The organism is Coralloluteibacterium thermophilum (assembly GCF_042654365.1).
Classification (GTDB): domain Bacteria; phylum Pseudomonadota; class Gammaproteobacteria; order Xanthomonadales; family Xanthomonadaceae; genus Coralloluteibacterium; species Coralloluteibacterium thermophilum.
In genome coordinates this window covers 26121-49478 of record NZ_JBHSGG010000022.1, presented here as the reverse complement: position 1 = coordinate 49478, position 23358 = coordinate 26121, and the positions used below count along the sequence as shown (strand labels likewise).

The 23358-nt window shown below is 72.2% G+C and carries 22 protein-coding genes; 9 read left to right on the top strand and 13 right to left on the bottom strand.

Annotated features, from left to right (window positions below):
- The first annotated feature begins 1 nt into the window (after window position 1).
- The 3 genes from ACFO3Q_RS07805 to ACFO3Q_RS07795 all read left to right on the top strand — a co-directional run bounded on the left by ACFO3Q_RS07805 (window position 2) and on the right by ACFO3Q_RS07795 (window position 2560).
- A complete protein-coding gene (locus ACFO3Q_RS07805) occupies window positions 2–643 on the top strand; it encodes a response regulator (protein WP_377004090.1) in 642 nt (213 codons plus the stop codon).
- Between the two features lie 140 nt (window positions 644–783).
- Complete coding sequence (locus ACFO3Q_RS07800) at window positions 784–2073, top strand: SRPBCC family protein (protein WP_377004089.1); 1290 nt, start codon at window positions 784–786, stop codon at window positions 2071–2073.
- A gap of 109 nt (window positions 2074–2182) precedes the next feature.
- Window positions 2183–2560, top strand: coding sequence for a DUF423 domain-containing protein (locus tag ACFO3Q_RS07795; RefSeq protein WP_377004088.1), 378 nt, complete (start codon window positions 2183–2185; stop codon window positions 2558–2560).
- Window positions 2561–2638: 78 nt separating this feature from the next.
- Here the strand turns inward: ACFO3Q_RS07795 and ACFO3Q_RS07790 are convergent, their stop codons facing one another.
- From ACFO3Q_RS07790 to ACFO3Q_RS07770, 5 genes are all read right to left on the bottom strand, one after another.
- Window positions 2639–3451, bottom strand: coding sequence for a M15 family metallopeptidase (locus ACFO3Q_RS07790; protein ID WP_377004087.1), 813 nt, complete (start codon window positions 3449–3451; stop codon window positions 2639–2641).
- Window positions 3452–3563: 112 nt separating this feature from the next.
- Window positions 3564–4946, bottom strand: a complete 1383-nt coding sequence (locus tag ACFO3Q_RS07785) for an alpha/beta hydrolase (RefSeq protein ID WP_377004085.1) — start codon at window positions 4944–4946, stop codon at window positions 3564–3566.
- Window positions 4947–4957: 11 nt separating this feature from the next.
- A complete protein-coding gene (locus tag ACFO3Q_RS07780) occupies window positions 4958–5134 on the bottom strand; it encodes a DUF4177 domain-containing protein (protein WP_377004084.1) in 177 nt (58 codons plus the stop codon).
- A complete protein-coding gene (locus tag ACFO3Q_RS07775; protein WP_377004083.1) occupies window positions 5131–5322 on the bottom strand; it encodes a type II toxin-antitoxin system antitoxin in 192 nt (63 codons plus the stop codon). The genes ACFO3Q_RS07780 and ACFO3Q_RS07775 overlap by 4 nt, the downstream gene beginning before the upstream one ends.
- A gap of 25 nt (window positions 5323–5347) precedes the next feature.
- The gene (locus ACFO3Q_RS07770; RefSeq protein ID WP_377004082.1) at window positions 5348–6211 is read right to left on the bottom strand and encodes an SPFH domain-containing protein; all 864 of its coding nucleotides are present in this window, start codon (window positions 6209–6211) and stop codon (window positions 5348–5350) included.
- 195 nt (window positions 6212–6406) lie between these two features.
- Between ACFO3Q_RS07770 and purT the strand changes: the two genes are divergently transcribed.
- A complete protein-coding gene (gene purT, locus ACFO3Q_RS07765; protein ID WP_377004081.1) occupies window positions 6407–7612 on the top strand; it encodes a formate-dependent phosphoribosylglycinamide formyltransferase in 1206 nt (401 codons plus the stop codon).
- A gap of 166 nt (window positions 7613–7778) precedes the next feature.
- Here purT and ACFO3Q_RS07760 read toward each other — a convergent pair whose 3' ends face one another.
- The 4 genes from ACFO3Q_RS07760 to ACFO3Q_RS07745 form a co-directional block, all read right to left on the bottom strand.
- Window positions 7779–8501, bottom strand: coding sequence for an arginyltransferase (locus ACFO3Q_RS07760; protein WP_377004080.1), 723 nt, complete (start codon window positions 8499–8501; stop codon window positions 7779–7781).
- Window positions 8502–8529: 28 nt separating this feature from the next.
- On the bottom strand, window positions 8530–9003 hold the full coding sequence (locus ACFO3Q_RS07755) for a pathogenicity-like protein (RefSeq protein WP_377004079.1): 474 nt from the start codon (window positions 9001–9003) through the stop codon (window positions 8530–8532).
- A 1-nt stretch (window position 9004) separates the two neighbouring features.
- Window positions 9005–9886, bottom strand: a complete 882-nt coding sequence (tesB, locus tag ACFO3Q_RS07750) for an acyl-CoA thioesterase II (protein WP_377004078.1) — start codon at window positions 9884–9886, stop codon at window positions 9005–9007.
- Window positions 9887–9966: 80 nt separating this feature from the next.
- Window positions 9967–10578 (bottom strand): N-acetylmuramoyl-L-alanine amidase, encoded by a 612-nt coding sequence (locus tag ACFO3Q_RS07745; protein WP_377004077.1) that lies wholly within the window; start codon window positions 10576–10578, stop codon window positions 9967–9969.
- Between the two features lie 213 nt (window positions 10579–10791).
- Between ACFO3Q_RS07745 and ACFO3Q_RS07740 the strand changes: the two genes are divergently transcribed.
- Together ACFO3Q_RS07740 and ACFO3Q_RS07735 are read left to right on the top strand one after the other, a co-directional pair.
- Complete coding sequence (locus ACFO3Q_RS07740) at window positions 10792–11337, top strand: MOSC domain-containing protein (RefSeq protein WP_377004076.1); 546 nt, start codon at window positions 10792–10794, stop codon at window positions 11335–11337.
- Between the two features lie 20 nt (window positions 11338–11357).
- The gene (locus ACFO3Q_RS07735) at window positions 11358–11876 is read left to right on the top strand and encodes a hypothetical protein (protein WP_377004075.1); all 519 of its coding nucleotides are present in this window, start codon (window positions 11358–11360) and stop codon (window positions 11874–11876) included.
- 113 nt (window positions 11877–11989) lie between these two features.
- On the opposite strand, the gene ACFO3Q_RS07730 is transcribed toward ACFO3Q_RS07735, so the two are convergent.
- The gene (locus tag ACFO3Q_RS07730) at window positions 11990–15247 is read right to left on the bottom strand and encodes a S41 family peptidase (RefSeq protein WP_377004074.1); all 3258 of its coding nucleotides are present in this window, start codon (window positions 15245–15247) and stop codon (window positions 11990–11992) included.
- Between the two features lie 1177 nt (window positions 15248–16424).
- Between ACFO3Q_RS07730 and ACFO3Q_RS07725 the strand changes: the two genes are divergently transcribed.
- A complete protein-coding gene (locus tag ACFO3Q_RS07725) occupies window positions 16425–16964 on the top strand; it encodes an isochorismatase family protein (protein WP_377004073.1) in 540 nt (179 codons plus the stop codon).
- 37 nt (window positions 16965–17001) lie between these two features.
- Here the strand turns inward: ACFO3Q_RS07725 and ACFO3Q_RS07720 are convergent, their stop codons facing one another.
- Window positions 17002–20157: an efflux RND transporter permease subunit gene (locus ACFO3Q_RS07720; RefSeq protein ID WP_377004072.1), complete on the bottom strand. Its 3156-nt coding sequence runs from the start codon at window positions 20155–20157 to the stop codon at window positions 17002–17004.
- A 74-nt stretch (window positions 20158–20231) separates the two neighbouring features.
- Window positions 20232–21401, bottom strand: coding sequence for an efflux RND transporter periplasmic adaptor subunit (locus ACFO3Q_RS07715; RefSeq protein ID WP_377004071.1), 1170 nt, complete (start codon window positions 21399–21401; stop codon window positions 20232–20234).
- A gap of 176 nt (window positions 21402–21577) precedes the next feature.
- Here ACFO3Q_RS07715 and ACFO3Q_RS07710 point away from each other — a divergent pair, with 176 nt between their 5' ends.
- Both ACFO3Q_RS07710 and ACFO3Q_RS07705 read left to right on the top strand, forming a co-directional pair.
- Window positions 21578–22120 carry a hypothetical protein gene (locus ACFO3Q_RS07710; protein ID WP_377004070.1) on the top strand — a complete coding sequence of 181 codons (543 nt, stop codon included), beginning with the start codon at window positions 21578–21580 and terminating at the stop codon, window positions 22118–22120.
- 17 nt (window positions 22121–22137) lie between these two features.
- On the top strand, window positions 22138–22869 hold the full coding sequence (locus tag ACFO3Q_RS07705) for a rhamnogalacturonan acetylesterase (protein WP_377004069.1): 732 nt from the start codon (window positions 22138–22140) through the stop codon (window positions 22867–22869).
- On the opposite strand, the gene ACFO3Q_RS07700 is transcribed toward ACFO3Q_RS07705, so the two are convergent.
- The gene (locus tag ACFO3Q_RS07700) at window positions 22866–23273 is read right to left on the bottom strand and encodes an HPF/RaiA family ribosome-associated protein (protein WP_377004068.1); all 408 of its coding nucleotides are present in this window, start codon (window positions 23271–23273) and stop codon (window positions 22866–22868) included. The two genes, ACFO3Q_RS07705 and ACFO3Q_RS07700, sit on opposite strands and share 4 nt — an antisense overlap.
- Window positions 23274–23358 lie beyond the last annotated feature (85 nt).

The window sequence follows — 23358 nt, the reverse complement described above, 5'->3', positions numbered from 1 at the left end:
CATGATCCGCGTGTGTCTGGTCGACGATCAGACCCTGGTCCGCCAGGGCATCCGTTCCCTGCTCGAACTGGCGAACGACATCGAGGTGGTGGCGGAGGCCGGCGACGGCCGCCAGGCAGTCGAGCTGATCCCGCAGGTGCGCCCGGACGTGGTGCTGATGGACATGCGCATGCCGGTCATGTCCGGGCTCGAGGCGCTGCAGGCGCTCGGCGGCAGCGGCCGCCTGCCGCCGACGATCATCCTCACCACCTTCGACGACGACCAGCTCGTCCTGGCGGGCATCAAGGCGGGCGCCAAGGGCTACCTGCTGAAGGACGTCTCCCTGGAGCAGCTCGTCGACGCCATCCAGACCGTGGCCCAGGGCGGCTCCCTGGTCCAGCCGGCGGTGACCCAGCGCCTGCTTTCCGGCCTGGAGCACATGCAGAACGAGTTCGTGAGCCTGGACCGGCCGGACCCGCTGACGGAGCGGGAGACCGAGATCCTCCGCCTGATGGCCGGCGGCTTCAGCAACAAGGAGATCGCGAACTCCCTCGGCGTGGCGGAGGGAACCGTGAAGAACCACGTCTCCAACATCCTCTCCAAGCTCGGCGTCCGCGACCGCACCCGCGCGGTGCTCAAGGCCTTCGAGCTCAAGCTGGTCTGAGAGGTGTCCGCTCCTTCGATCCCCGACCTTCCCGATCCCCGCACCGGACGGTGCGACGACAGCTACATCCCTGCTAGCATGTGGGGCCCTGTGCGCCCGTCCGAAGTCCGGGCGCGCAGGCCGTCTTCTGGAGACCCCGAATGACCCGTTTTCTCGAGTTCGTCCTCGCGCTGCTGCTCGTGGCAGTGCTTTTCGTAGTGGTGGGCCTGCTGCTGCCCGCGGAGCGCAGCCTTAGCCACAGGGCGGAGAGCAATCGTCCGCAGCAGATCGTGTTCGACGTCCTGAACAGCTTCAGCCGCTTCAAGGACTGGAATCCGTTGCGCCAGAACGACCCGCAGGTGCGCTACACCACCTCCGGCCCGGTCTCCGGCGAAGGCGCCCGTCTCGAGTACTCCTCGCCGAACCGCCGCGGCGTCGGCAGCGGCGCCTGGGAGATCGTCGAGTCCGAGCCGCGCCAGCGCGTGGTCTATCGCCTCGAGAACGATGCCCGCGGCCGCGAGAAGACGATGACCTTCGAGCTGCGCCCGGTGGGCCGCAACGCGCGCAACGTCGAGCTGACCCAGACCTACAACGTCAAGTACGGCTACGACCTGCTCGGCCGCTACGCGGGGCTGTACCTCAACCGCACCGTCGGCAACGACATGAAGCGCGGCCTGGGCAACCTCAGCAACCTGCTGTCGACCATCCCGCGCTTCGACTACAGCACGCTCGAGCGCCCGGTGCAGATCGCCGAGATCGCCTCGAAGAACGTGCTGCTGGTGCCGACCAACGCGCCGCGCACGACCGAGGGCATCACCCTGGCGATCAACAACAACATGCAGTGGATCCGCCAGGTGATGGAGAAGAACCGCCTGGAGGCCGACGGCCCGCTGCGCCTGGTCACCACCGAGTACGGCGCCGAGAACTACGCGTTCGACCTGGTCCAGCCGGTGCGCGAGCGCCAGGGCACGGGTTCCGCCGCCCCGGCCGCCGGCCAGCGTGCCGAGTCGGACGAGGACGACGCGGCCGATGCCGCCGACGGCGACGTGCCGCGCCTGGTCAGGCTGCCCGAGAACTGGGCGGGTGCAGAGGGCGACGGCGCGCCGCTGCCGCAGCTCGAGATCGACCTCGAGGGCCCGGTGCAGTACACCCAGAGCTACGGTGGCCGCGCCGCCTACACGGTCGCCATCGGCCACCCGGCGGGCCTGCCGGCGGTGCGCGACCAGATCCGCGCATGGCTGCTGGTGCACGGCGAGGAGACCCAGGACCGTCCGTTCGACGAGTACCTGCGCGGTCCGCAGGACAGCTTCGCGGCGGACGCCGAGTTCGTCGTGTACTGGCCGATCAAGACCGCGGATCGTCCGGACTGGGTCGCGCCGACGCCGGTCGGCGGCGAGCAGGCCGACGAGAACGGTGAGAACGGCGAGGAGGCGGCCGGCGGCTCCCGCTGACGGCAGCCGCAGGCTGGACGCCCGATCCAACGAGGCCCCGGACCGACGGTCCGGGGCCTTCTCGTTTCAGGAAGCCGCGCCGCGGCTTCGCGATCGTCTGGAGGAACGCATGTCCGGATCCCACGGAAGCCCGGCCCTTCCGCAGCGGGCGCTGGCCGCCGCCGGTGCGGTGCTGTGCGCGCTCGCCGTCGGCCTCGCCGCCTACGCCTCGCACGGCGTCGATGGCCTGGCCCAGCAGCGGCTCGGTACGGCCGCCCTGTTCGCCTTCGGTCATGGGCTGGCGCTGGCCGCGCTGGCGCCGCATGCGCGCCGCCCGCTGGGGCGGCTCGCGCTGTGCGTGGTGCTGCTGGGGGTCCTGCTCTTCGCGGGCACCCTGGCGGCCTCGGTGCTGCTCGGGACCGGGACCCGTCTTGCGCCCACCGGCGGCAGCGCCCTGATGGTCGGCTGGCTGCTGTGGGCGGTCGCCGCGTCGGCGGCGAAGGAGTAGGGGAGCGCGTGCGGGGGAGGCCACCGCACGCAGCGCGACCTCGTACCGCCAGGAAGACGTCGAGGACCTCCCGGCGCCTCACTTCGCCGGGTCGGCGCCTCCCTGCGCCCAGCACCAGTGCCACGGCTCGTAGACGATGCCGTGCGGGTTGTCCCGCGGGTAGCTCAGGCGGAAGCCGATGCGCCCCGCGTTCGCCTGCAGCCATGCGAAGGCGGGCGTGGCCTCGAAGCTCTCCTCGGCCGGCGGCTCGCCGGGCGTGCCGATGTCCAGCGCGCGGCCGCTGTGGTGCTCGCTGTAGCCCGGTGCGGCGTTGACCGCGAGGATCGCGTCCATCGACAGTCCGCGCGCGCGCTTCCGCTGCACGATGCCGAGCTGGTAGGCGTGGCTGCGGTAGCCCGAGATGGCCTGCAGCACCACGCCGTCGCGCAGCGCCGCCTCGCGCAGGCGGCGCCAGGCGCGTGCCGCGGGTGCGAGCAGCCACAGCGGTCGCCGGAAGCGGTCGCGTCCCGCGTAGGCGAGGCGGCCCGGCTCGGGCACTTCCGCCAGGCCCGTGCGCGCGGCATAGGCGCCGGCGTCGAGCGCGAGCGCATCGAGGTGGGCGTGCAGCCGGTCGAGCGTGAGCGGGGCGTCCGACGGCGTGCCGCCGGCGTGCAGGAGATCCAGCGCATCGAGCGCCGCCTCGGCGCCCGCTCCGCGCAGCCAGTGCGGCAGCAGCGGCACCACGCCGTCGGGCCGTGCCGCGGCGAGATAGCGCCCGTCGACCTTGCGCCGGAGCAGCCAGTCCGCGCCCGCGAGCAGGCGTGCGTCGCGGTTGCCGCGCGCACGCAGCAGGCCCGCCGGCCAGAGCTCGATGTCGGGGGTGTTGACGAGGAACCGCGGGGCGCTGCGCATCGGCGGAAGGGTAGCAGGGGGGAGGAGCGGGAACGGGGAATGGGCAACAGGGACTCGGAATCGGGAATGGGAGCCGTCCGTTCCTCGACCCGATTCGCTCGTTGTTCTTCGCTCACTCCCCGGATCGCTCGCTCCCCGACACCCTCACGTCCCCGATCCATGCCGCAACGTCGTCCAGGAGAGCCCCATCCACGGTGCCGGCCTGCGCGTACTCGGCAGGGCCGGGCGGGCCCTCGCCGGCGATGAGCAGGTGGTTGAGCGCCGGATGGAGGCGCAGGGTCGCGCGCGGGTCGTCGCCGAAGGCCGCCTGCCAGCGCGCGTAGTCGTCGTCGGGGGTGACCTGGTAGTCGCGGCCGCCCTGCAGGACCAGCAGCGGCTGCGGGAGGCCGCGCGCGGTCTCCACGGGATCGTAGTCGCGCAGGTCGACCCAGTACGCGCCGGGCAGCCCGAGGAGGTTCTCGCCGGCGGGGCTGTCCGCGGTCAGGTCGGCCACCGCGGCCGCCCTGGCGCGCGCGTCGTCGATGGCGGCCTGTTCCTCGGCGCTGGTCTCGCCGTCGAGGCCGGCGAGCAGGGCGATCTGCGCGACGTACACGTCCTGCAGCGGCCGTGCCGGCGCCGCGGCCAGGATCAGGCCGGCGACCTCCGGCGCCCGCGCGCCGATGCGCGGCGCCATCTGCGCGCCGAGGCTGTGGCCGAGCACGAACACGCGCGCCGGGTCGATGGCCTCGTGCGCGCGCAGCAGGGCGACGGCCGCCAGCGCGTCGTCCACGACCTCGTCGTCCACCGTGAAGCTGCCGCCGAAGGCGTCCGGCGCGCTGCGACTGCGCTTGTCGTAGCGCAGGCTGGCGATGCCGCGCTCCGCGAGCCCGTGGGCGATGTCGCGCAGCGGACGGTTGGGTCCGACGGTTCCGTCGCGATCCTGCGGCCCGGAGCCGTGCACCAGGACGACGGCAGGAAAGGGCGCCTCGCCGGCCGGCAGGAGGAGGGTGCCGGGCAGGGCGTGTGCGCCGAGCGACACCGCATGCTCGACCGCGCCCGCCGGCGCCGGGGCGAGGGTTCCGGCGTCCACGCGCACGGCGGCCGGAACGACGCGGAAGCCGTCGATGTGGCCGTCCGCGTCCACCGCGACGCGGATGTCGATGGGCGTCATCGCGAAGTCCTGGGTCGCCGTGGTGACGAGGCGGCTGCCGATCCGTTCGCCGCGCCAGGGACCGCGCGCGCCGGGCGCGCCGAGGCGCTCCGGAAGGGTGTCCCACACCTCCGCCAGCCTGCTCGCGGTCAGGGCGGACGCGACGGCCGGCGCGAGCATGGCGTGCGCGTCGTCCCAGCGGCCGGCGTCGAGGTGGTCGACGAAGGTGCGGGCGACCGCGGCGGTGTCCGGATCCAGCTCGGCCGGCGTGGCCGCCGTCGTCAGGCTGCGCAGACCGAACCAGAACCCCGCGCCGATCAGCAGGCAGACGAGGGCGGCGATCGAGAACAGCAGCGTGCGGCGCATCGTCGTCCCCCTCAGCGCCGACGCTTTAGGAAGAACTTCAGCGCCGCGCCCATCCACACCGAGGACACCAGTTCCCAGCCTTGGGCGCCCTCGCGGTTGAGCAGCTCGGCGAGCCTGTCCGGCTTGGTCTCGCCCATGCCCCAGCGGTTCCTGGGCGCGAGCACCTTGTACTCCCAACGGTCGTTCATGCGTGGTCCTCCCCTCTTTGGTCGTCGGAATGCGGTGGCGGCTTCAGCCGCCCGTCGCGGCGCAGGGCGTCGCGCAGCACGTATTCGATCTGCGCGTTGACCGAGCGCAGCTCATCGTCGGCCCAGCGCTGCATCGCCGCCAGCACCTCGGCGTTGATGCGCAGCGGATAGGCCTTCTTCGCGCTCATCGCGGTACCGCCCCTGCGTCGTCCATCAGTACAGCGAGCCCGTGTTGACCACCGGCTGCGGCGCGCGGTCGGAGCAGAGCACCACCAGCAGGTTGCTGACCATGGCGGCGCGCCGCTCCTCGTCGAGCTCCACGGCCCCCGACTTCTGCAGCTCCTCGAGCGCCATCTGCACCATGCTGACCGCGCCGAACACGATGCGCGTGCGCGCGGCGACCACGGCATTGGCCTGCTGGCGCTGGAGCATGGCCTGGGCGATCTCCTGCGCGTAGGCGAGGTGGCTGATGCGCGCCTCGATCACGTCCACGCCGGCCTTGGCCAGGCGCTCCTGGATCTGCTCCTGCAGGTGGAGGGAGACCTCGGCCGGGTGGCTGCGCAGCGAGATCTGCCCGTCCTCGTGCTGGTCGTAGGGATAGCTCGAGGCCATGGCGCGCAGGGCGGCCTCGGACTGGATGTGCACGAAGCTCTCGTAGTCGTCGACGTTGTAGACCGCCTCGGCCGAGTCCACCACCTGCCACACGATCACCGCGGCGATCTCGATCGGGCTGCCGTCCAGCTCGTTGACCTTGAGCCGGCCGCTCTCGAAGTTGCGCACGCGCAGCGACACCTTGCGCTGCGAGTAGAAGGGGTTGTTCCAGCGCAGGCCCTGGTCCTTGACCGTGCCCACGTACTTGCCGAACAGGCTCTGCACGGCAGCCTGGTTGGGCTCGACCATGTAGAAGCCGCCGCAGGCGACCAGCAGCAGGAGGATGGCGAGCACGGCGATGCCGATGCCGAGCCCGTCGCCGCGCTGCAGGGCGGCCACCAGCAGCCAGACGGCGAGCGCGATGGCGCCGAGGATGCACACGAGGACGGGAATGCCGGAAACCGAACGGATGGGAGCCTCTTTCATGGCGATGGACCTTCGTGGGTGGACGGGGCCGGGAGGGGCGGACGGGAGGGGCAGGACCGGCGTGCGGCGGGGAGTTCGATCACCGCCCCCGGATGATTGATATCCAATTGATATCTCCCCCGCAAGTGCCCCATCGGGCTGGCAGGCGTGAAGGCGCCGCGTACACTCGCGCATCCGCATCGATCAGGAGTCGCCGTGTCGTCCAGCCCGTCCCCGTCCGTCAGTCTCGGCACCCCGCTCACCGCCGATGCCACCCGCGTCCTGCTGCTGGGGTCGGGCGAGCTGGGCAAGGAGGTCGCCATCGAGCTGCAGCGGCTGGGCGTGGAGGTGATCGCCGCCGACCGCTACGCGGACGCGCCGGCCATGCAGGTGGCGCACCGCAGCCACGTGCTCGACATGCTCGATCCCGAGGCGCTGCGCGCGCTGATCGCCGAGGAGATGCCGGACCTGGTGGTCCCGGAGATCGAGGCCCTGCACACCGAGACCCTGGTGGAGCTCGAACGCGACGAGGGCCTGCGGGTGATCCCGACCGCGCGCGCGGCCCGGCTCACCATGGACCGCGAGGGCATCCGCCGCCTCGCCGCGGAGACGCTCGGGCTGCCGACCTCGCCCTATCGCTTCGTCGACAGCCTGGAGGACTTCCGCGCCGCGGTGCGCGAGATCGGCCTGCCCTGCGTGGCCAAGCCGGTGATGAGCTCCTCCGGCAAGGGCCAGAGCACGCTGCGCAGCGAGGCCGACATCGACGCCGCCTGGGACTACGCGCAGACCGGCGGCCGCGCGGGGCGGGGTCGGGTGATCGTCGAGGGCTTCATCGACTTCGACTACGAGATCACCCTGCTGACCGTGCGCCACCGCGACGGCACCGCGTTCTGCGCGCCGATCGGCCACACCCAGGTCGACGGCGACTACCGCGAGAGCTGGCAGCCGCAGCCCATGAGCGACGCGGCGCTGGCGGCTTCGGAGGCGATCGCGCGCGCCGTCACCGAGGCCCTCGGCGGCTGGGGGCTGTTCGGTGTCGAGCTGTTCGTGAAGGGCGATGCGGTGTGGTTCTCCGAGGTCTCCCCGCGCCCGCACGACACCGGCCTGGTGACCCTGGTCTCGCAGGAACTCTCCGAGTTCGCCCTGCACGCCCGCGCCATCCTCGGCCTGCCGGTGCCGGTCGTCCGCCAGCAGGGGCCCTCGGCCTCCTGCGCGCTGCTGGCCGAAGGACAGGGCGTGCCTGTGTTCGGCGGGCTGGAGCGGGCGCTGTCGGCGCCGGACACGGCGCTGCGCCTGTTCGGCAAGCCGCGCGTGGAGGGCCGCAGGCGCGTCGGTGTCGCCCTGGCCCGCGCCGACGACATCGACACCGCCCGCGCCCGCGCGCGCGAGGCGGCCGCCGCCATCGACATCGCCCTGCGCTGAGCGGTCGCCGGGGCCGGGAGCGGCCCCCGGATGGGGCGGCTTCCGGCAGGAGCGGCTTCGGCCGCGGCCGGTCCATTCCGGCACGATCCGCCTCGTCGGTCGCGGCTGAAGCCGCTCCCACACCACTACGTGCCTCATCCAGTCGTGGCACGCGCCTCGATGCGCTTCAGCCTTCCTTGCCGGGATCGAGCGCCCGCCACGTGCCGTCGATGAGCGCCTCCAGCGGCCGGTAGCGGCGCTTGTAGTCCATCTTCGGGTGGCCGGCGATCCAGAAGCCCAGGTAGAGGTGGCCGCGGCCGGTCCCGCGGGCATGCAGGATCTGGCGCAGGATCGCCAGGGTGCCGAGGCCGCGCGCGGCCAGGGTCGGCTCGAAGAAGGTGTACACCGCCGACAGCGCGTCCCGGGCCACGTCGGTGACCGCGACCGCGACCAGTCGCCCGTCCAGCCGGAACTCGTAGAAGCGGGTCGGGCTCCATGTGCCCGCGAGGAAGCCGTCGAAATCCTCCGGCGCCGGTGCGTCCATGCCGCCGCCGGCGTGGCGCGCGGCGAGGTAGCGTTCGTAGAGGGCGAAGCGCTCCCCGGTATGGCCGGGGGCGCAGTCGGTCATCGCGATGTCCGCATTGCGCGCCAGGCAGCGACGCTGTGCGCGGTCGGGCGCGAAGGCGGCCACGGGCACCCGGACCGGCACGCAGGCGCGGCACTGCCGGCAGTGCGGCCGGTACACGTGGGCGCCGGAGCGGCGATAGCCCTGGGCGAGCGCGGACGGATAGGCCCGCGGCAGGCGCGGGTCGGCGGGGTCCAGCACCAGGTCGCGCGCCTCCCGGTCGTCGAAGTAGCCGCAGGGATGCGTCCCGGTCAGGTAGAGCCGCATCGGCCCGGACAGCGACATCGGTGCCTCCCTGCGTGCGCGGTGCGCGTCAGCCGGCGCCCTGCAGCTGGAAGGTGCCGGTCTCCACGGCCTCGGCGGGCGCCTCCTCCGGCTGCTGGCCGCCGAACACCTGGTACATGCCGCCGGCGATGATCGCCGCGGTCACGATGAGCAGGGCGATCTTGATGCGCTGGGTCATGGCGCGGCGGCGGCGGTTGGAGTCGCCGATGCCCGGCGCCGGCGGCGGCGTGAAGGAGTTGGGCAGGAAGCTGTCGGGGCGCGTGGTGTCGATCAGCCCCGCCTCGCGCAGCAGCTCGCGGGCGCGGACCTGGTCGCCGGTGTGCACCACCCAGACCGCCGGCTGCGGCTTGCCGCCGGGGCTCTCCCGGTAGCTGAACTGGCTGCGGCGGCCGCCCTTGTAGGAGCGGCCCTGGCTGATCCAGGTCTCGATGCCGTTGTCGTTGAGGAGGCGGGCGACGCCCTCGACGTTCTCGAGGCGGAGAGAGGAGAAGATCTGACGCATTTCAGGCCTTCGCGGTGCGGTCGATCACGCGGATCAGCCCTTCCTGGGCGGTGGAGGCGACCAGCCGGCCGTTGCGGTCGAAGATCTGCCCGCGCGCCAGCCCGCGCGCGCCCGAGGCGCTGGGGCTGTCGCAGGCGTAGAGCAGCCACTCGTCGACGCGGAAGGGGCGGTGGAACCACAGCGCGTGGTCGAGCGAGGCCATCTGCACGCCCGGCTGGTAGTAGCTGATGCCGTGCGGGAAGGTCGCCGTGCCGAGCAGCTGGAAATCCGACGCGTAGGCCAGCAGGGCCTGGTGCAGCAGGGGGTTGTCGTCCACCCGCTCGGTCAGGCGGAACCACACCTGCTGGAAGGGCGGCCGCTTCGGCGGCCTGAGCGGGTCGCGCGGATAGACGTGGCGGAAGTCGAAGGGGCCTTCCTTGGTCAGCCAGCGCTGGATCTTGGCCGGCAGCCTGGCGATGAGTTCCTCGGGAATGCCGGGGCCGGACTCCAGGTCCTCAGGGGCGGGGACCTCGGGCATCGAGGTCTGGTGCTCGGCGCCGGGCTCGGGCTGCTGGAACGAGCAGGTCATGACGAAGATCGGCTGCCCGTGCTGGATGGCGGTCATGCGCCGCACCGAGAAGCTGCCGCCGTCGCGCGTGCGCTCCACCGTGTAGACGATGGGATGCTCGATGTCGCCGGCGCGCAGGAAGTAGGCGTGCAGCGAGTGCACGCAGCGGGCGGTGTCGGTCAGCGTGCGCTGCGCCGCCGCCAGCGCCTGGCCCAGCACCTGCCCGCCGAACACGTACTTGGTGCCGATGTCGCGGCTCTGGCCGCGGAACAGGTTGTCCTCGAGGCGCTCGAGCGCGAGCAGGTCGGTCAGTTCGGCGACGACGGAGTCGGTCATGGACGGCGGGGACGGGCGGAATGCGGCCCACCAGTATACCGGGGGCCCTGCGGCGGCCCGGTGGGGACGGACGCCGCGGTTCAGTCCCCGTCGGCGCGGTCGATCCCGGCGGGCAGGCGCTGCAGCCCGCTGGCCGCGAGCACCCGCGGCCAGGGAAACCGCGGGCCCGGGTCGCGCTTGCGGAAGACGCGTCGGGTGGGGTCGTCGCTGGCCGGCTCCGTGCGGGTGTCGAGATCCTCATGGCCGGCGATGCCGCTCAGGGCCGGCAGCTCGCGGCGCAGCGCCGCCAGCAGGTCGATCAGGGTCCGGATCTGCGCTTCGGTGTAGGGCTCGTCCATGTCCTGGTGGCGCGAGTCCAGCCAGTGCGGATAGCGCCCGCTGTTGACCAGCTCGATGCCGACCGAGCGCTCGTTGTAGCCGCGGGTGTGGTGGGCGATGCGCTCCGGGCGCACGTAGACGTGCAGGGTGCCGTCGCGGTCGATGTAGTAGTGCCCGCTGTTGCCCGTGCCGCTGCCCGGGTACAGCACGGCCTCGCCGAAGCGCCGCGCGCTGGCGAGGTCGGGGGTCTCGGTGCAGTGGACGATCACCAGGTCGATGGCGCTGCGCGGGCGCTCGGCCAGGCGCAGTTCGTAGGGCAGGGGGGCGACGTGGGCTGTGGCGAGGACGTCGGCGGGCGGCAGGTCGGCAGGCATGCCGGAGATGGTGTCGCAGATCGGCGCGCCGCGCACGCCGTCGGGCGTGTCCTGCCCGTCGAGACGGCTGTCCGCCCATCAACGGGCGCTTCCGTCGTCGCGACGGCGCGACCGTGCGGGCTGGCGGGGAGCGGCCCCGGGTCCGCCGCGCTTCGCATTTGCGTCGAGGTGAGAAGTACATCGCGCGCGCGAGGCCCTATCATCGCCGCCCTCATGCGCAAGACCCGCCCCCATCCCGATTCCCCGCTCGGCCGCCTGCTCGCGACGTTGCCGCGGCCCGGCCGCGTGGAGTGGATCGGCCTGCGCCCGGCGCGCGAGGCGCCGATGCGCGTCGTCGATGCCGTCGTGGCGGTGGTGGGCGCCGGCCTCGACGGCGACCGCTATGAGGGCCGCAGCGGCACGCGCGAGGTCACCCTCATCCAGGCGGAGCACCTGCCGGTGATCGCCGCCCTGGCCGGACTCGACGCGCTGCCGCCGGAGCTGCTGCGGCGCAATCTGGTGGTGAGCCGCATCCCCCTGGTCGCGCTGGGCGGGCGCCGCTTCCGCATCGGCACGGCGCTGCTGGAGGGGACCGGTCCCTGCGATCCCTGCTCGAAGATGGAGGCCGCGCTCGGGCGCGGCGGCTACAACGCCATGCGCGGGCATGGCGGCATCACCGCGCGCGTGGTCGAGAGCGGCCTCATCCGTCTGGGCGACGCGCTGTGCCCGGTGGACGAGCGCCCGCTGCCCTCGGACATCGCCCAGCACGCCCTGTTCTGATCAGCCGGAGAGACCGACGCATGAAAGGCCACGTCATCCTGTCGCACGGGCTCGAGAGCAGCCCCAACGCCACCAAGGTGAGCGCGCTCGCGGCGGTCGCCGAACGGCTGGGCTGGAGCCACGAGCGACCGGACTATTCCGACATCGACGCAGGCCGCCGGGTCGCCGACATCGACCTGCGCATCGCGCGCCTGCGCGAACGCGCGGAAGCCGCCTGCGGCAAGGGCCCGGTGGTGCTGGCCGGCTCCAGCATGGGCGCCTTCGTCTCGGGCTTCGTCTCGCAGGAACTGCCCACGGCCGGGCTGTTCCTGATGGCGCCGCCGATCGCGATCGACGGCTTCCCGCGGCGCTTCGACGCCGCGCGCGTGCCGACTCGCATCGTCCACGGCTGGGACGACGAACTCATCCCCGCGCAGGCGGTGATCGACTGGGCCTACCCGCGCCGCGACGGTCTCGTGCTGGTCGCCGACAGCCACCGCCTCGCCGCGCACGTGGAGTTCTGCGCCGAGGAGTTCGGGCGCTTCCTGCAGGGGCTGTAGGGCGCCCGCGCGCGCCGGGGCGAGGCAGGACGCGCTTCGCCTGCGGTCGGGGGGCCGGGAATCTTCGGGCCGCCGGGCCAGGCCGCGGCACGGTGCCGCGGCCTGGCGGTCCCTCAGCGCGTCGGCGGCGGGAACACCGTCGGCGCGGGCGGGGCGACGACGGGGCGTACCGGGTTGGCCTCGAGCTCGCGCAGCAGGACCTGCACGGCCTGCTCGATGCTCGGGTCGCGGCCGGCTGCGACGAGTTCCGGGCGGTCGATCACCTCGATGTCCGGGGCCACGCCTTCGTTCTCCACCGCCCAGTTGCCCTCGGTGTCCATGAAGCTGAAGGTCGGCGTCAGCACCGCGCCGTTGTCCGCCAGGCGCGGCGTGCCCGAGAGGCCGATCAGGCCGCCCCAGGTGCGGGTGCCGATGAGGGTGCCCAGGCCCAGCTTGCGGAAGTAGTAGGGCAGGGCGTCGCCGCCGGAGCTGGACAGGCCGTTGATGAGCATGGCCTTGGGCCCGCGGTGCGACAGCAGCGGCGTGGCGTTGGGGTCGAGGCCGCGCCGCTTCCAGTAGTTGAGCGGTTCCCGCGCGAGCAGCTCGACCAGCCGGTCGGGGATGAAGCCGCCGCCGTTGTAGCGGTCGTCGATGATCAGCGCCTCCTTGTCCGCGTAGGCGACCAGGCCCTTGAACATCTCGCGGCTGCCCTCGACCGCGGTGTTGGGCACGTGGATGTAGCCGATGCGGCCGCCGGAGAGCCGGTCCACCAGGGCCCGGCGCTGCTGTACCCAGTCGGCGTAGCGCAGTTCCTGCTCCGACTCGATCGTCCGTACCCGTACCTCGCGCGCGCCGCGCTCGCTCGGGCTGCCGTTGACGCGCAGGGTCACCACCTTGCCGCCGGTGTTCTCCAGCAACCGGTAGACGTTGCCCACGCTGCGGGCATCCACGCCGTTGACCGCCAGGATGTAGTCGCCGTCGCGCACGTCCACGCCCGGCGCCGAAAGCGGCGAGCGCGCGGCGACGTCGCTGGCGTCCTCGGGGAAGATGCGCGCGATGCGGAAATAGCCCGAGGCATGGGCCTCGATCTCCGCGCCGAGCAGGCCGCCCGGCCGGCGTTCGACCTTGGGCTGGTCGCCGGACTCGACGTAGACGTGGCCGGCGTTGGCTTCGCCCGCGAGCTCGGAGAGCAGGTAGTCCAGGTCGGCGCGCGCGTTGACGTGGGGCAGCAGCACCTCGTACCGGGCGCGGATCGCCGGCCAGTCCTGGCCGTGCATGCCGGGGTCGTAGAACCAGTCGCGCATGATCCGCCAGGCGTCGACGAACATCTGGTTCCACTCGCGGCGCGGATCGATGCGCAGTTCCCAGGCGTCGGTCTTGAGGCGGTTCTGTTCGGCGCGCGAGGCCAGGGCGTCTCCCTCGGCGCCGGTCGCGTCGACGATGGAGAAGTTGCGGCCCTGCTGGACGAGCACCTTCTCGCCGTTGGCCGAGAGCGCGTAGTTGCGCACGCCGGCGGCGACGTTCGCCGGACGCTCGCCCTCGGTCTCCAGGAAACGCAGGGTGCCGGGCTCGCCCGGGCGGTCGCCGCCGGTGAGGAAGAACACGCCCTTGGCGTTGGCCTTGAGGTTCGAGTAGGAGCCCGCCTCGGCCTTGAGCGGCTGCACGCGCTCGGCGAAGCCCTCGATGTCGATGCGCACCTGCCTCGCCGGCTCGGCCGGCGCCGCCTCGCCTGCGCCCTCGATGGCGGTCTCGTCGCTCCTGGGCAGGAACAGCGCCGGGCCGTCGGCCTGCAGCGCCGCCGCGTAGATGCGCGTGGACCTGTTGTACAGCCAGTTGAACTCGTAGCTGCTGAAGGCGAGGTTGTAGTCGCGGTCGGAGAGGAAGTAGAGCCAGCGCCCCTCGGGGTCGAACGCCGGGCTGCTGACCGGGGCGGTGCCGTCGGTCAGGGCGCTGGAACGCCCGCTGGCGAGGTCGTGCACCCAGATCGACGGATTCCGGCCGGGGCCGGTCTTGACGTAGGCGAGCCAGCGCGAGTCCGGCGACCAGGTGTAGTCGGTGATGTCCTCGCGGGTGCTGCGATCCACCTCGACGATGCGCCCGCTGGCGACCTCGACCACGCGCAGCCGCTGGCGCTTGTCGCCGAAGGCCAGGCGCGCCGAGTCCGGCGACCACACGGGCGTGAAGCGCCAGATGTCGCCGTCGTGGGTGATCCGCCGCGGTTCGCCGCTGCCGTCCTGGGCGCGGATGTAGAGCTCGTACTCGCCCGAGGCGTCGGAGTAGTAGGCGATCCAGCGGCCGTCGGGCGACCAGGCGACGCTGTGCTCGCGCGCATCCGGCGTGTTGCTGACGTTGCGCGGCTCGCCTTCCTTCGCCGGGAGCGTGAACAGCTCGCCGCGCGCGGCGAAGGCCGCGCGCCGCCCGTCCGGCGCGATGTCGAAGCTCTCGACGAACTCCGCGGCCTTGACGTGGCGCGGCTGGGTCTCGGGGAAGTCGCCGGTCACGCGGATCGGCACCTGGGCCGCCTCGCCGCTGCCGGGATCGAAGCGCCAGATCGCGCCGCCGTTCTCGAACACGATGGCCTCCGGACCGGCCGAGGGCCACAGCACGTCGTAGTCGGAGAAGTCGGTGAGCTTGCGCGGCTCGCCGCCGGTGGGGGCGATCGCGTACAGGTTGAGCGTGCTGTCGTTGCGGTCGGAGACGAAGTAGACCGTGTCGCCCACCCACATCGGCTGGTGGTCGGTGGCCCGGTCGTCGGTCAGGCGCAGCGAGGTGTCGGCCGTGAGGTCGTAGACCCAGACGTCCTGCGCGCGGCCGCCGCGGTAGCGCTTCCAGGTGCGGAAGTCGCGGTCGATGGGCGTGTAGACGAACCGGCTGCCGTCCGGCGAGAGCATGCCGCCGCCGCTTTCGGGGATGGGCATCGGCCGTTCCATGCCGCCGTCGACCGGCACGAGGTAGGGCCGCCCGTCGCGGTTGCTGCTCGGGTTGCGGTTGGTGCGCACCACGACGTGGCTGCCGTCCGGCGTCCAGTCCAGCACGCGGTAGTCGGTGCCACCGCGCGGCGGCTGCGGCCCGATGTCGTTGTACCAGGTGAGCTGGCGCGGCGGCCCGCCCGCCGCCGGCATGACGTAGACCTGGCGGGTGCCGTTGTACTCGGCGGAGAACGCGATCTGGCTGCCGTCCGGCGAGAACTTCGGATACAGCTCCTGGCCCGGGTGCGAGGTCAGCCGCTGCGCGGTACCGCCGGCCGCGTTCACCACGTAGATGTCGCCCGCATGCACGAAGGCGATGCGCTCGCCGTGGATGTCGGGGAAGCGCAGCAGCTTGCTGGGCGAGTCGGCGAGGGCAGGGGCGGCGAGCGCCAGGGCGATGCCGAGGACGACGGGTCGGAACATGGAATTTCCTGCGGGAGGCGAACCGCGCGATCTTCCGGATTCGGCGAGGGCGACGGGAGTGCCGTCGGTTGGGTCCATTGGCGGTGACGGACCAGCACCCTTTACCCCGGCAGCGGCCGCGGAGTAAGGCCGCCGGCCGAACAACGACAGGTGCAGAGCTTCCGCGCCTGCGGCGCGGGTCCCTTTTGTCTTGGCAAAAGGAACCAAAACCGCCTTCGCCCGGCCGCTCGCCGGCGCTGACGCGCCGGTGCCCTGCGTTTCTCGCCGGGCGCTGCGGCGGCCGAACTCGCTTCGCTCGGACAGCGGCCGCCTGTCTTCCGCGCCAGCCTGCGATGCTCGGCTCGATCGGGCGCGGGATCTGCATGCAGCGCTCCTACCTCGTCATCCCGGCGATCGAAGGGATGCGGCTCTGCATCCACGCGCAGAGCAACTGCAAGTGCAGAGCTTCCGCGCCTGCGGCGCGGCCTACTTTTGTCTTGGCAAAAGTAGGCAAAACCGCTCCCGCGGGCCGCTCGCCGACGCTTCGCGTCGGTGCCCTGCGCGTCTCGCCGGGCGCGGCGGCGGCCGAACTCGCTTCGCTCGGACAACGGCCGCCTTCCTTCCGCGCCCGCCTGCGATGCTCGGCTCGCTCTAACGCGGGATGGCAGAGCAACGGCCAGAGCCAGAGCCAACGGCAAAACCAAAGCCAAGGCCAAGGCCAAGGCAGGAGCGTGCGTGTCGTTGCCGTTGCCTTAGCTGTTGCCGTTGCCGTTGCCGTTGCTCGTGACCTTCTTCGCCCTTAGAGCGAGCCGAGCACCGCAGGGCGAGGCGGAGAACAGGCGGGCGTTGTCCGAGCGAAGCGAGTTCGCCCGCCGCCGCCTCGACCGAGGAGCACAGGGCACCGGCGCGTCAGCGCCGGCGAGCGGCCGGGCGAAGGCGGTTTTGGTTCCTTTTGCCAAGACAAAAGGAACCCGCGCCGCAGGCGCGGAAGCTCTGGACCTGCCTGGATGCAGAGCCGCATCCCTTCGATCGCCGGGATGACGAGGTAGGGAGCGCTGCATGCAGATCCTGCGCCCGATCGAGCCGAGCATCGCAGGCGGGAGCGGAGGCCGGACGGCCTGCCTCCGCAGATCCCCCGGCACGGCGCCCGCCGGCACCCCATGCGCTACGCTGGCCTGCCGCCCCCGACGGCACCGCCATGTCCAACGCCCTCTGCCGCACCGACGACACGGTGCTCCTCATCGTCGACGTCCAGGAACGTCTGCTGCCCGCGATCCACGACGGCGAGGCCGTCGTCGACCGTTGCCTGCGGCTGGCGACCGCCGCGGGGACGCTCGGGGTGCCCGTGCTGGGCACCGAGCAGTATCCGCAGGGACTGGGGCCGAACGTCCCCGCGCTGCGCGCGCTGTGCGCGGACACCTTCACGAAGCGCCACTTCGCGGCGACGGCGGAACCGGGCTTCCTCGACTGGCTGCCGGCCTGCCGCAGCGTCGTGCTCGCCGGCTGCGAGGCGCACGTGTGCGTGCTGCAGACCGCCATCGGCCTGCTCGAGCACGACATCGAGGTCAAGCTGGTCGCCGACGCGGTGGGTTCGCGGGATCCGCGCAACCGCGACCTGGCGCTGCAGCGCCTGCGCGACTACGGCGCCGACGTCGTCGGCACCGAGATGGTGCTGTTCGAGTGGCTGCACACCAGCGCCCACCCGGCGTTCAGGACGGTCAGCCGCCTGATCCGCTGACGACGCCGGCCGCGCGCGGCGGCCGGCGTCGGGGCGGCTACTGGGCCGGCTCGGCGAGCTCGATCTCGCGGTCGCCGCCGGTCTCGCGCCGCGCATCCGCGGCGTGGTCGCGGGCGAGCAGCAGGTAGACCGCCGGCAGCACGAACAGGGTGAACAGCGTGCCGATCGACATGCCGCTGGCGATCACCAGGCCCATCGCGAAGCGCGAGGCGGCGCCGGGGCCGCTCGCGGTCAGCAGCGGGAACATCGCGAACACCAGGGCGGCGGTGGTCATCAGCACCGGGCGCAGGCGGATGCCCGAGGCCTCCTCGACCGCCTCGCGCCGGGACAGGCCGCGCTCGACCTGCAGCGTGTTGGCGAACTCGACGATCAGGATGCCGTGCTTGGCGATCACGCCCACCAGGGTCATCAGCCCGACCAGGGTGTAGATGTTGATGGTCGCGCCCGGCAGGTTGGTGAGCTGCATGCCGTTGAGGAGGCTCACGACCGTCAGCGTCAGCAGCGCGCCGGAGATCGCCATCGGCACCGTGAGCATCATGATCAGCGCATCGCGGAAGCTCTCGAACTGCGCCGCGAGCACCAGGTAGATCACGATCAGGGCCAGCAGCAGGGTCAGCAGGAAGGCCGAGCCCTCCTGCTTGAACTGCCGCGACTCGCCGCCGTAGTCGACGCTGTAGCCCTGCGGCAGCACCTCGGCCGCGGCGCGGTCCAGCACGCCGAGCGCGTCGCCCAGGGTCACGCCGGGGCGCGGCACGCCGGAGATGGTCACCGCGTTGAGCTGCTGGAAACGGTTGAGCTGCTGCGGCTGCACGCTCTCCTCGAAGGAGATCAGCGTGGACATCGGGATCAGCTGCCCCTCGCGGGTGCGGGTGTAGTAGTTCGCGAGCTGGTCGGCGTTGAGGCGGTCGCTGCGCTGCACCTGCGGGATCACCCGGTAGGAGCGGTTGTCCAGGGCGAAGCGGTTGGTGTAGCCGCCGGCGAGCATGGACGCCAGGTCCGCGCCCAGGGTGCGCATGTCGATGCCGAGCAGCGCGGCCTTCTCGCGGTCCACCACCACGTCGATGCGCGGCTTGTCGATCTTGAGGTCGGTGTCGAGGAAGATGAAGCGGCCGCTGGCCTGCGCGCGCTGGAGGATCTCGTCGGCGAGTTCCTGCAGGTTCTCCAGCGGGCCGATGCCGCCGACCACGAAGTTGATCGGCGTGCCGCCGCCGCCCGCCGTGGGCAGCGCCGGGGGGATGGCCGCGAAGGTGTTGAGCCCGCTGATCGCGCCGATGCGGGGCGTGATGTCCTGGTCGAGCACCTGCTGGGTGGTGCGCTCGCGCTGGCCCCAGGGCTCGAGCACGAAGCCCGCGATCGCGTTCGTCGTGGCGCCGCCGCCGGCACCGCCCATGCCGCCGTTGATGAGGAAGAAGTTGCTGACCTCCGGCGTCTCCTCGGCGATGCGGGTGAGTTCCGCGGTGGAGCGTTCGAGGCTGTCCAGGGTGGTGTACGGGTCGGCGGTGCCGAGCGAGAACACGAAGCCCTGGTCCTCCTGCGGCGCCTGCTCCGCGGGCATCGTCATGTAGAGCGGGAAGATCAGCGCGAACACGATGGCGCCGAACACCAGCACGACCGAGCGGGTGTCGAGGGCCGAGGACAGCCGGCGCTGGTAGGCCAGGCGCAGGCGCTCGAAGCGCGCGTCCAGCCATGCCTCCAGCCGGCCCTTCTCGCCGCGGTGGGGCTTGAGGATCTTCGCGCACATCATCGGCGTCAGCGTGAGCGCGATGACGCCGGAGAGCAGCACCGCGCCCGCCAGGGTGAAGGCGAACTCCACGAACAGCACGCCTGTCAGCCCGCCCTGGAAGCCGATCGGCAGGTACACCGCGACCAGGGTCGTGGTCATCGCCACCACCGGCCAGGCCAGCTCGCGCGCGCCCTTGATCGCCGCGGCGTAGGGGCTCAGGCCCTCCTCGATGTGGCGGTGCACGTTCTCCAGCACGATGATGGCGTCGTCCACCACGATGCCGATCGCCAGCACCATCGCCAGCAGGGTGAGCAGGTTGATGGTGAAGCCCATCAGCAGCATCAGGAACAGCGCGCCGATGAGCGACAGCGGCACCGCGATCGCCGGGATCAGCACGCTGCGCAGCGAGCCGAGGAACAGGTAGATCACGACGATGACGATGATCACCGCCTCGATGATGGTGCGCATCACCTCGGCGATGGCGTCCTCGATGTACTCGGTGCTGTCGTAGGGCACGTCGGCGCGCATGCCCTCGGGGAGCTGGGGCAGGATCTCGCCGTCCCACACCCGGCGGACCTCGCGGATCACGTCCAGCGAGTTCGCGTCCGGCGCGACGAACACGCCGATGAAGGTCGCGCTCTCGCCGTTGAAGGCCACCGAGGTCGCGTAGCTCTCCGAGCCCAGTACCACGTCGGCGACGTCGCCCAGGCGCACGATGGCGCCGTTGGCGGAGCGGACCACCAGCTGGCGGAATTCCTCGGGCGTGCGCAGGTCGGTCCGCGCGGTGAGGTCGATCGAGACCAGGTGTCCCTTGGTCGAGCCCACCGCCGACAGCACGTTGTTCGCCTGCAGGGCGGCGTTGACGTCGGAGGCGGTGACGCCCAGCGCGGTCATGCGGTCGGGCTTGAGCCAGACGCGCATCGCGAAGGTGCCGCTGCCCATGATCTCCGCGCGCTGCACGCCGGGGATGGTCGCCAGCCGCGGCTCCACCGCGCGCACCACGTAGTCGGTGATCTGGCTGTTGTCGAGCACGTCGCTGGAGAACGACAGGTACATCGCCGCCGTGGTCTCGCCCTGTTGCAGCTCGACCACCGGGTCCTCGGACTCCGCCGGCAGTTCGCCGCGCAGCTTGTTGACCTTGGCCGCCACCTGGGTGAGCGCCTCGTTGGGATCCACGTCCAGGCGCAGGTAGGCCTGGATGGTGCTGATGCCGGCGGCGCTGGTGGACACCAGGTAGTCGATGCCCTCCGCGCTGGCGACCTCGCGCTCCAGCGGCGTGGTGATGAAGCCCTGCATCAGGTCCGCGTCGGCGCCGAAGTAGGTCGTGCTGACGTTGATGACCGCGTTCTGCAGCTCCGGGTACTGGCGCACGTTGAGTTCGGCGCCGGCACGCAGGCCGAGCAGCAGGATGAACAGGCTGACGACGACCGCCAGTACCGGTTTGTTGACGAAGATGTCGGTGAATTTCATCGCGTGGTCTCGGTCACGCCAGCCCGCTCGCGCGGGCGAAGCCGGTCGCGCCGCCGGAGGCGGCGCCCGGTCCGTCAACGGTTATCGACCTCGGGGCGCGCCTGCGCCTCCGGAGCGTCCTCGCCGATCACCACCGCCGCGCCGTTGCGCAGCTTGAGCAGGCCGCTGCTCGCGACCCGCTCGCCGGGCTGCAGGCCCTCGAGCACGGCGATGAAGTCGCCGCGGGTGGCGCCGGTGCGCACGAAGCGCTGGTTGACCACCAGCGTCGGCGCCTGCCCGGCGGCCTCGCCGTCCTCCGGCGCCGCCTCGGTGATGACGTACACCGAGTTGCCGTAGGGATTGAAGCTGATCGCGGTCTGCGGGATCACCACCACCTCGGTCGGCTCGCCCAGATCGAAGCTCACCCGCGCGAAGGTGCCGGGGCGCAGGCTGCGGTCGGGATTGCGCAGAGTGGCCTGCACCATGAAGTTGCGGGTGTCGGGATCGACCTCCGGCTCGATGGCGGTGATCTCGCCCTCGAAGCTGCGCCCGTCCTGCGCGTCCACGCTCGCCACCACGCGCTGGCCGGTGCGTACCTCGGCCAGGCGCTGCTGCGGCAGGGTGAAGTTGAGGAAGATCGGGTCCAGCGACTGCAGGCTGACGATGGCGTCGCCCGGGCCGATGTACTGGCCGAGGTTGACCCGGCGGATGCCGAGCACGCCGGAGAAGGGCGCGCGGATGGTCTTCTGCGCGATCAGGGCGCGCTGCGCCTCGGCCTGCGCCAGGGTGCTCGCCGCCTCGCTGGCGCGCTGGTCGATCTCGGCCCGCGACACCAGCTGGCGCTCGCCCAGCTCGCGGTAGCGCTCGGCCTGGGTGCGCGCCAGCTCGGCGGAGGCCTCCAGCGCGCGCAGCGTGGCGATCTCGGTCGAGGCGTTGAGGTGCAGCAGGACGTCGCCGGCAGCGACCTCCTGGCCCGCCTCGAAGTGGATGGCGCTGACCACGCCGCCGGCCTCGGTGGTCACGTTGGCGCCGTTGACGGCCTCCAGGGTGCCGACCGCCTGCACCGCCTCGCTCCAGGTCTCGCGCACCGCCTCCGCCGCGGAGATGGTCGCGGGCGGCTGCGGCATGTTGTCCAGGAACTGGTTCATGGCGCGGTTGCCGAACCACTTCACGAAGAAGATGCCGCCGAAGACGATCGCGACCGCGAGCAGCATCCAGAACATCCGCTTGCCCGTGGACGGCCGGGCGGAGGAGGGGGAGGGCATGGGAACCGTTCCTTGATCGGCGCAGCGGGCGACATGCCCCTGCGGTGAGGTGGCGCATTGTCCGCATGCCGGGCCGGCGCCGCTACCTTGACGCGTCCTTCACGCTCTGCGTCGACCTCTCGCCGGGCGCCGCGTTTCGTGGAAAAGTGGCGCCTTCCCCCCGAGCGAGGACCGCCATGTCCACCATCCTCCGTCTTGCCGCGGGCGCGGCCCTGCTGGCCGTCGCCTTCGCCGCCGGCGCGGCGACCTACCGGAACCCCGCGGTCGCGCTGGAGGTGCCGGAGGGCTTCGAAGGCCCGACCGTCGAGACGCCCGCGCCGGGCGCGGAGACCGCGGCCTTCGTCCGCCGCGATCCGGGAAGCCCGGTCGGGGCGCTGCTGCAGGTGACCACCCAGACCTTCTCCTCGTCGCCCGCGGCCGGGATGGACCCGGACCGCGCCGCCATCACCTACCTGCGCGAGTTCCTCGGCGGCATCGAGCGGCGCCGCAGCGGCTTCGCCGCCTCGCAGCCGATGATGCTGGAGGTCGATGGCCACCGCATGGCGCGCGCCAACTGGACCGGCAACCACGGCGAGGTGGCGATGCGCGGCACCATGTACGCGCTGATCGTCGGCGACCGCCTGGTGGTGCTGCATGCCCAGGACCTCGCCGACCCCTCGCGCCGCCACGTCGAGGCGGCGATGCGCGCCATCGAGAACCTGCGCGTGGCCGCACGTTGATCCCGGTCCGGTCCCGCATGGTTTCCCTCCGCCTCGCCGTCGTCCTGCTCGCCGCCGTCCTGCAGCCGGCCGTGGCGGCGCCGCTCGCCATCCATCTGGCGGGCGACTCCACGATGGCGGAGAAGTCCGCGGACCGGCGTCCCGAGACCGGCTGGGGCGAGGCGCTGCCGGCCTATCTCGATCCGGCCCAGGCGCGCGTCGTGAACCATGCGGCCGACGGCCGCAGCACCCGCACCTTCGTCGAGGAGGGCCGGTGGCAGGCCCTGCTCGACGCCCTGCAGCCGGGCGATGCGGTCTTCATCCAGTTCGGCCACAACGACGCCTCGTCGCGCGCGGACCGCCACACCCCGCCCGAGGCCTACGCCGCCAACCTGCGCCGGTTCGTGGCCGAGGTGCGCGCGCGCCAGGCCCTGCCCGTGCTGTTCACGCCGGCGGCCCGACGGCACTTCGTCGACGGCAGGCTGGTCGACACTCACGGCGCCTACCCGGGGCTGGTGCGCGAGGTCGCGGCCGAACTCGACGTCCCCCTGGTGGACATGCAGCGCGAGAGCGCGGAGCTCCTCGCCGACCTGGGTGAGGTCGCCTCGCGGCGCCTGTTCCTGTGGGTGCCCGCGGGGCATCCGAACCATCCGGACGGGGTGCAGGACGACACCCATTTCTCCCCCGAGGGCGCCCAGCAGATGGCCGGGCTCGCGGTGGACGGACTGCGCGAGCTCGGCATCCTGCTGGGCGCGTTGCGGCCGCTCTAGCCGCCCGCGCCGGCCTGGTGCGGCGCCTCGTCGATCTCCTCGTCCGCCCCCGCCTGTTCGGACTGCGGTGCGGGCGCACCCGGGGCGCGGCCCTGGTCGGCGCGCTTGCCCAGCGCCGAGCCCAGCGCGCTCTGCAGCTTCGCGGCGGCGCCGCGGATGGCGTCGCGCAGGTTGTCGGCGTGTGCGGTGACGCTGATCGGCGGCAACCCCGCCGGCCGTACCTCCATCATGCAGCGCTTGTCGCCGCTGCCCGACTTGCCGCCGTTCACGTCGCCGAGGTGGACCTCCACGCGCGTGATCCGGTCCCGGAAGCGGGCGAGCTGGGTCTCCACCACGTGCTCGACGTGCTCCGCCAGCGAATCGCGGCCTTCGATGTGGTTGTCGGTGTTGGTCTGGATGTGCATGCGCTGTCCTGTTCGGGTCGATGCAGCCCGACGGCTGCAGCACCCGACGCTAGCGGCAAGGACATTCGCGGCGCGTCGAGAGCGC

Coding starts and splice junctions, on each gene's coding strand:
- ACFO3Q_RS07805 (WP_377004090.1), top strand. CDS start 2: ATGATCCGCGTGTGTCTGGTCGACGATCAGACCCTGGTCCGCCAGGGC.
- ACFO3Q_RS07800 (WP_377004089.1), top strand. CDS start 784: ATGACCCGTTTTCTCGAGTTCGTCCTCGCGCTGCTGCTCGTGGCAGTG.
- ACFO3Q_RS07795 (WP_377004088.1), top strand. CDS start 2,183: ATGTCCGGATCCCACGGAAGCCCGGCCCTTCCGCAGCGGGCGCTGGCC.
- ACFO3Q_RS07790 (WP_377004087.1), bottom strand. CDS start 3,451: ATGCGCAGCGCCCCGCGGTTCCTCGTCAACACCCCCGACATCGAGCTC.
- ACFO3Q_RS07785 (WP_377004085.1), bottom strand. CDS start 4,946: ATGCGCCGCACGCTGCTGTTCTCGATCGCCGCCCTCGTCTGCCTGCTG.
- ACFO3Q_RS07780 (WP_377004084.1), bottom strand. CDS start 5,134: ATGAACGACCGTTGGGAGTACAAGGTGCTCGCGCCCAGGAACCGCTGG.
- ACFO3Q_RS07775 (WP_377004083.1), bottom strand. CDS start 5,322: ATGAGCGCGAAGAAGGCCTATCCGCTGCGCATCAACGCCGAGGTGCTG.
- ACFO3Q_RS07770 (WP_377004082.1), bottom strand. CDS start 6,211: ATGAAAGAGGCTCCCATCCGTTCGGTTTCCGGCATTCCCGTCCTCGTG.
- ACFO3Q_RS07760 (WP_377004080.1), bottom strand. CDS start 8,501: ATGTCGCTGTCCGGGCCGATGCGGCTCTACCTGACCGGGACGCATCCC.
- ACFO3Q_RS07755 (WP_377004079.1), bottom strand. CDS start 9,003: ATGCGTCAGATCTTCTCCTCTCTCCGCCTCGAGAACGTCGAGGGCGTC.
- tesB (WP_377004078.1), bottom strand. CDS start 9,886: ATGACCGACTCCGTCGTCGCCGAACTGACCGACCTGCTCGCGCTCGAG.
- ACFO3Q_RS07745 (WP_377004077.1), bottom strand. CDS start 10,578: ATGCCTGCCGACCTGCCGCCCGCCGACGTCCTCGCCACAGCCCACGTC.
- ACFO3Q_RS07740 (WP_377004076.1), top strand. CDS start 10,792: ATGCGCAAGACCCGCCCCCATCCCGATTCCCCGCTCGGCCGCCTGCTC.
- ACFO3Q_RS07735 (WP_377004075.1), top strand. CDS start 11,358: ATGAAAGGCCACGTCATCCTGTCGCACGGGCTCGAGAGCAGCCCCAAC.
- ACFO3Q_RS07730 (WP_377004074.1), bottom strand. CDS start 15,247: ATGTTCCGACCCGTCGTCCTCGGCATCGCCCTGGCGCTCGCCGCCCCT.
- ACFO3Q_RS07725 (WP_377004073.1), top strand. CDS start 16,425: ATGTCCAACGCCCTCTGCCGCACCGACGACACGGTGCTCCTCATCGTC.
- ACFO3Q_RS07720 (WP_377004072.1), bottom strand. CDS start 20,157: ATGAAATTCACCGACATCTTCGTCAACAAACCGGTACTGGCGGTCGTC.
- ACFO3Q_RS07715 (WP_377004071.1), bottom strand. CDS start 21,401: ATGCCCTCCCCCTCCTCCGCCCGGCCGTCCACGGGCAAGCGGATGTTC.
- ACFO3Q_RS07710 (WP_377004070.1), top strand. CDS start 21,578: ATGTCCACCATCCTCCGTCTTGCCGCGGGCGCGGCCCTGCTGGCCGTC.
- ACFO3Q_RS07705 (WP_377004069.1), top strand. CDS start 22,138: ATGGTTTCCCTCCGCCTCGCCGTCGTCCTGCTCGCCGCCGTCCTGCAG.
- ACFO3Q_RS07700 (WP_377004068.1), bottom strand. CDS start 23,273: ATGCACATCCAGACCAACACCGACAACCACATCGAAGGCCGCGATTCG.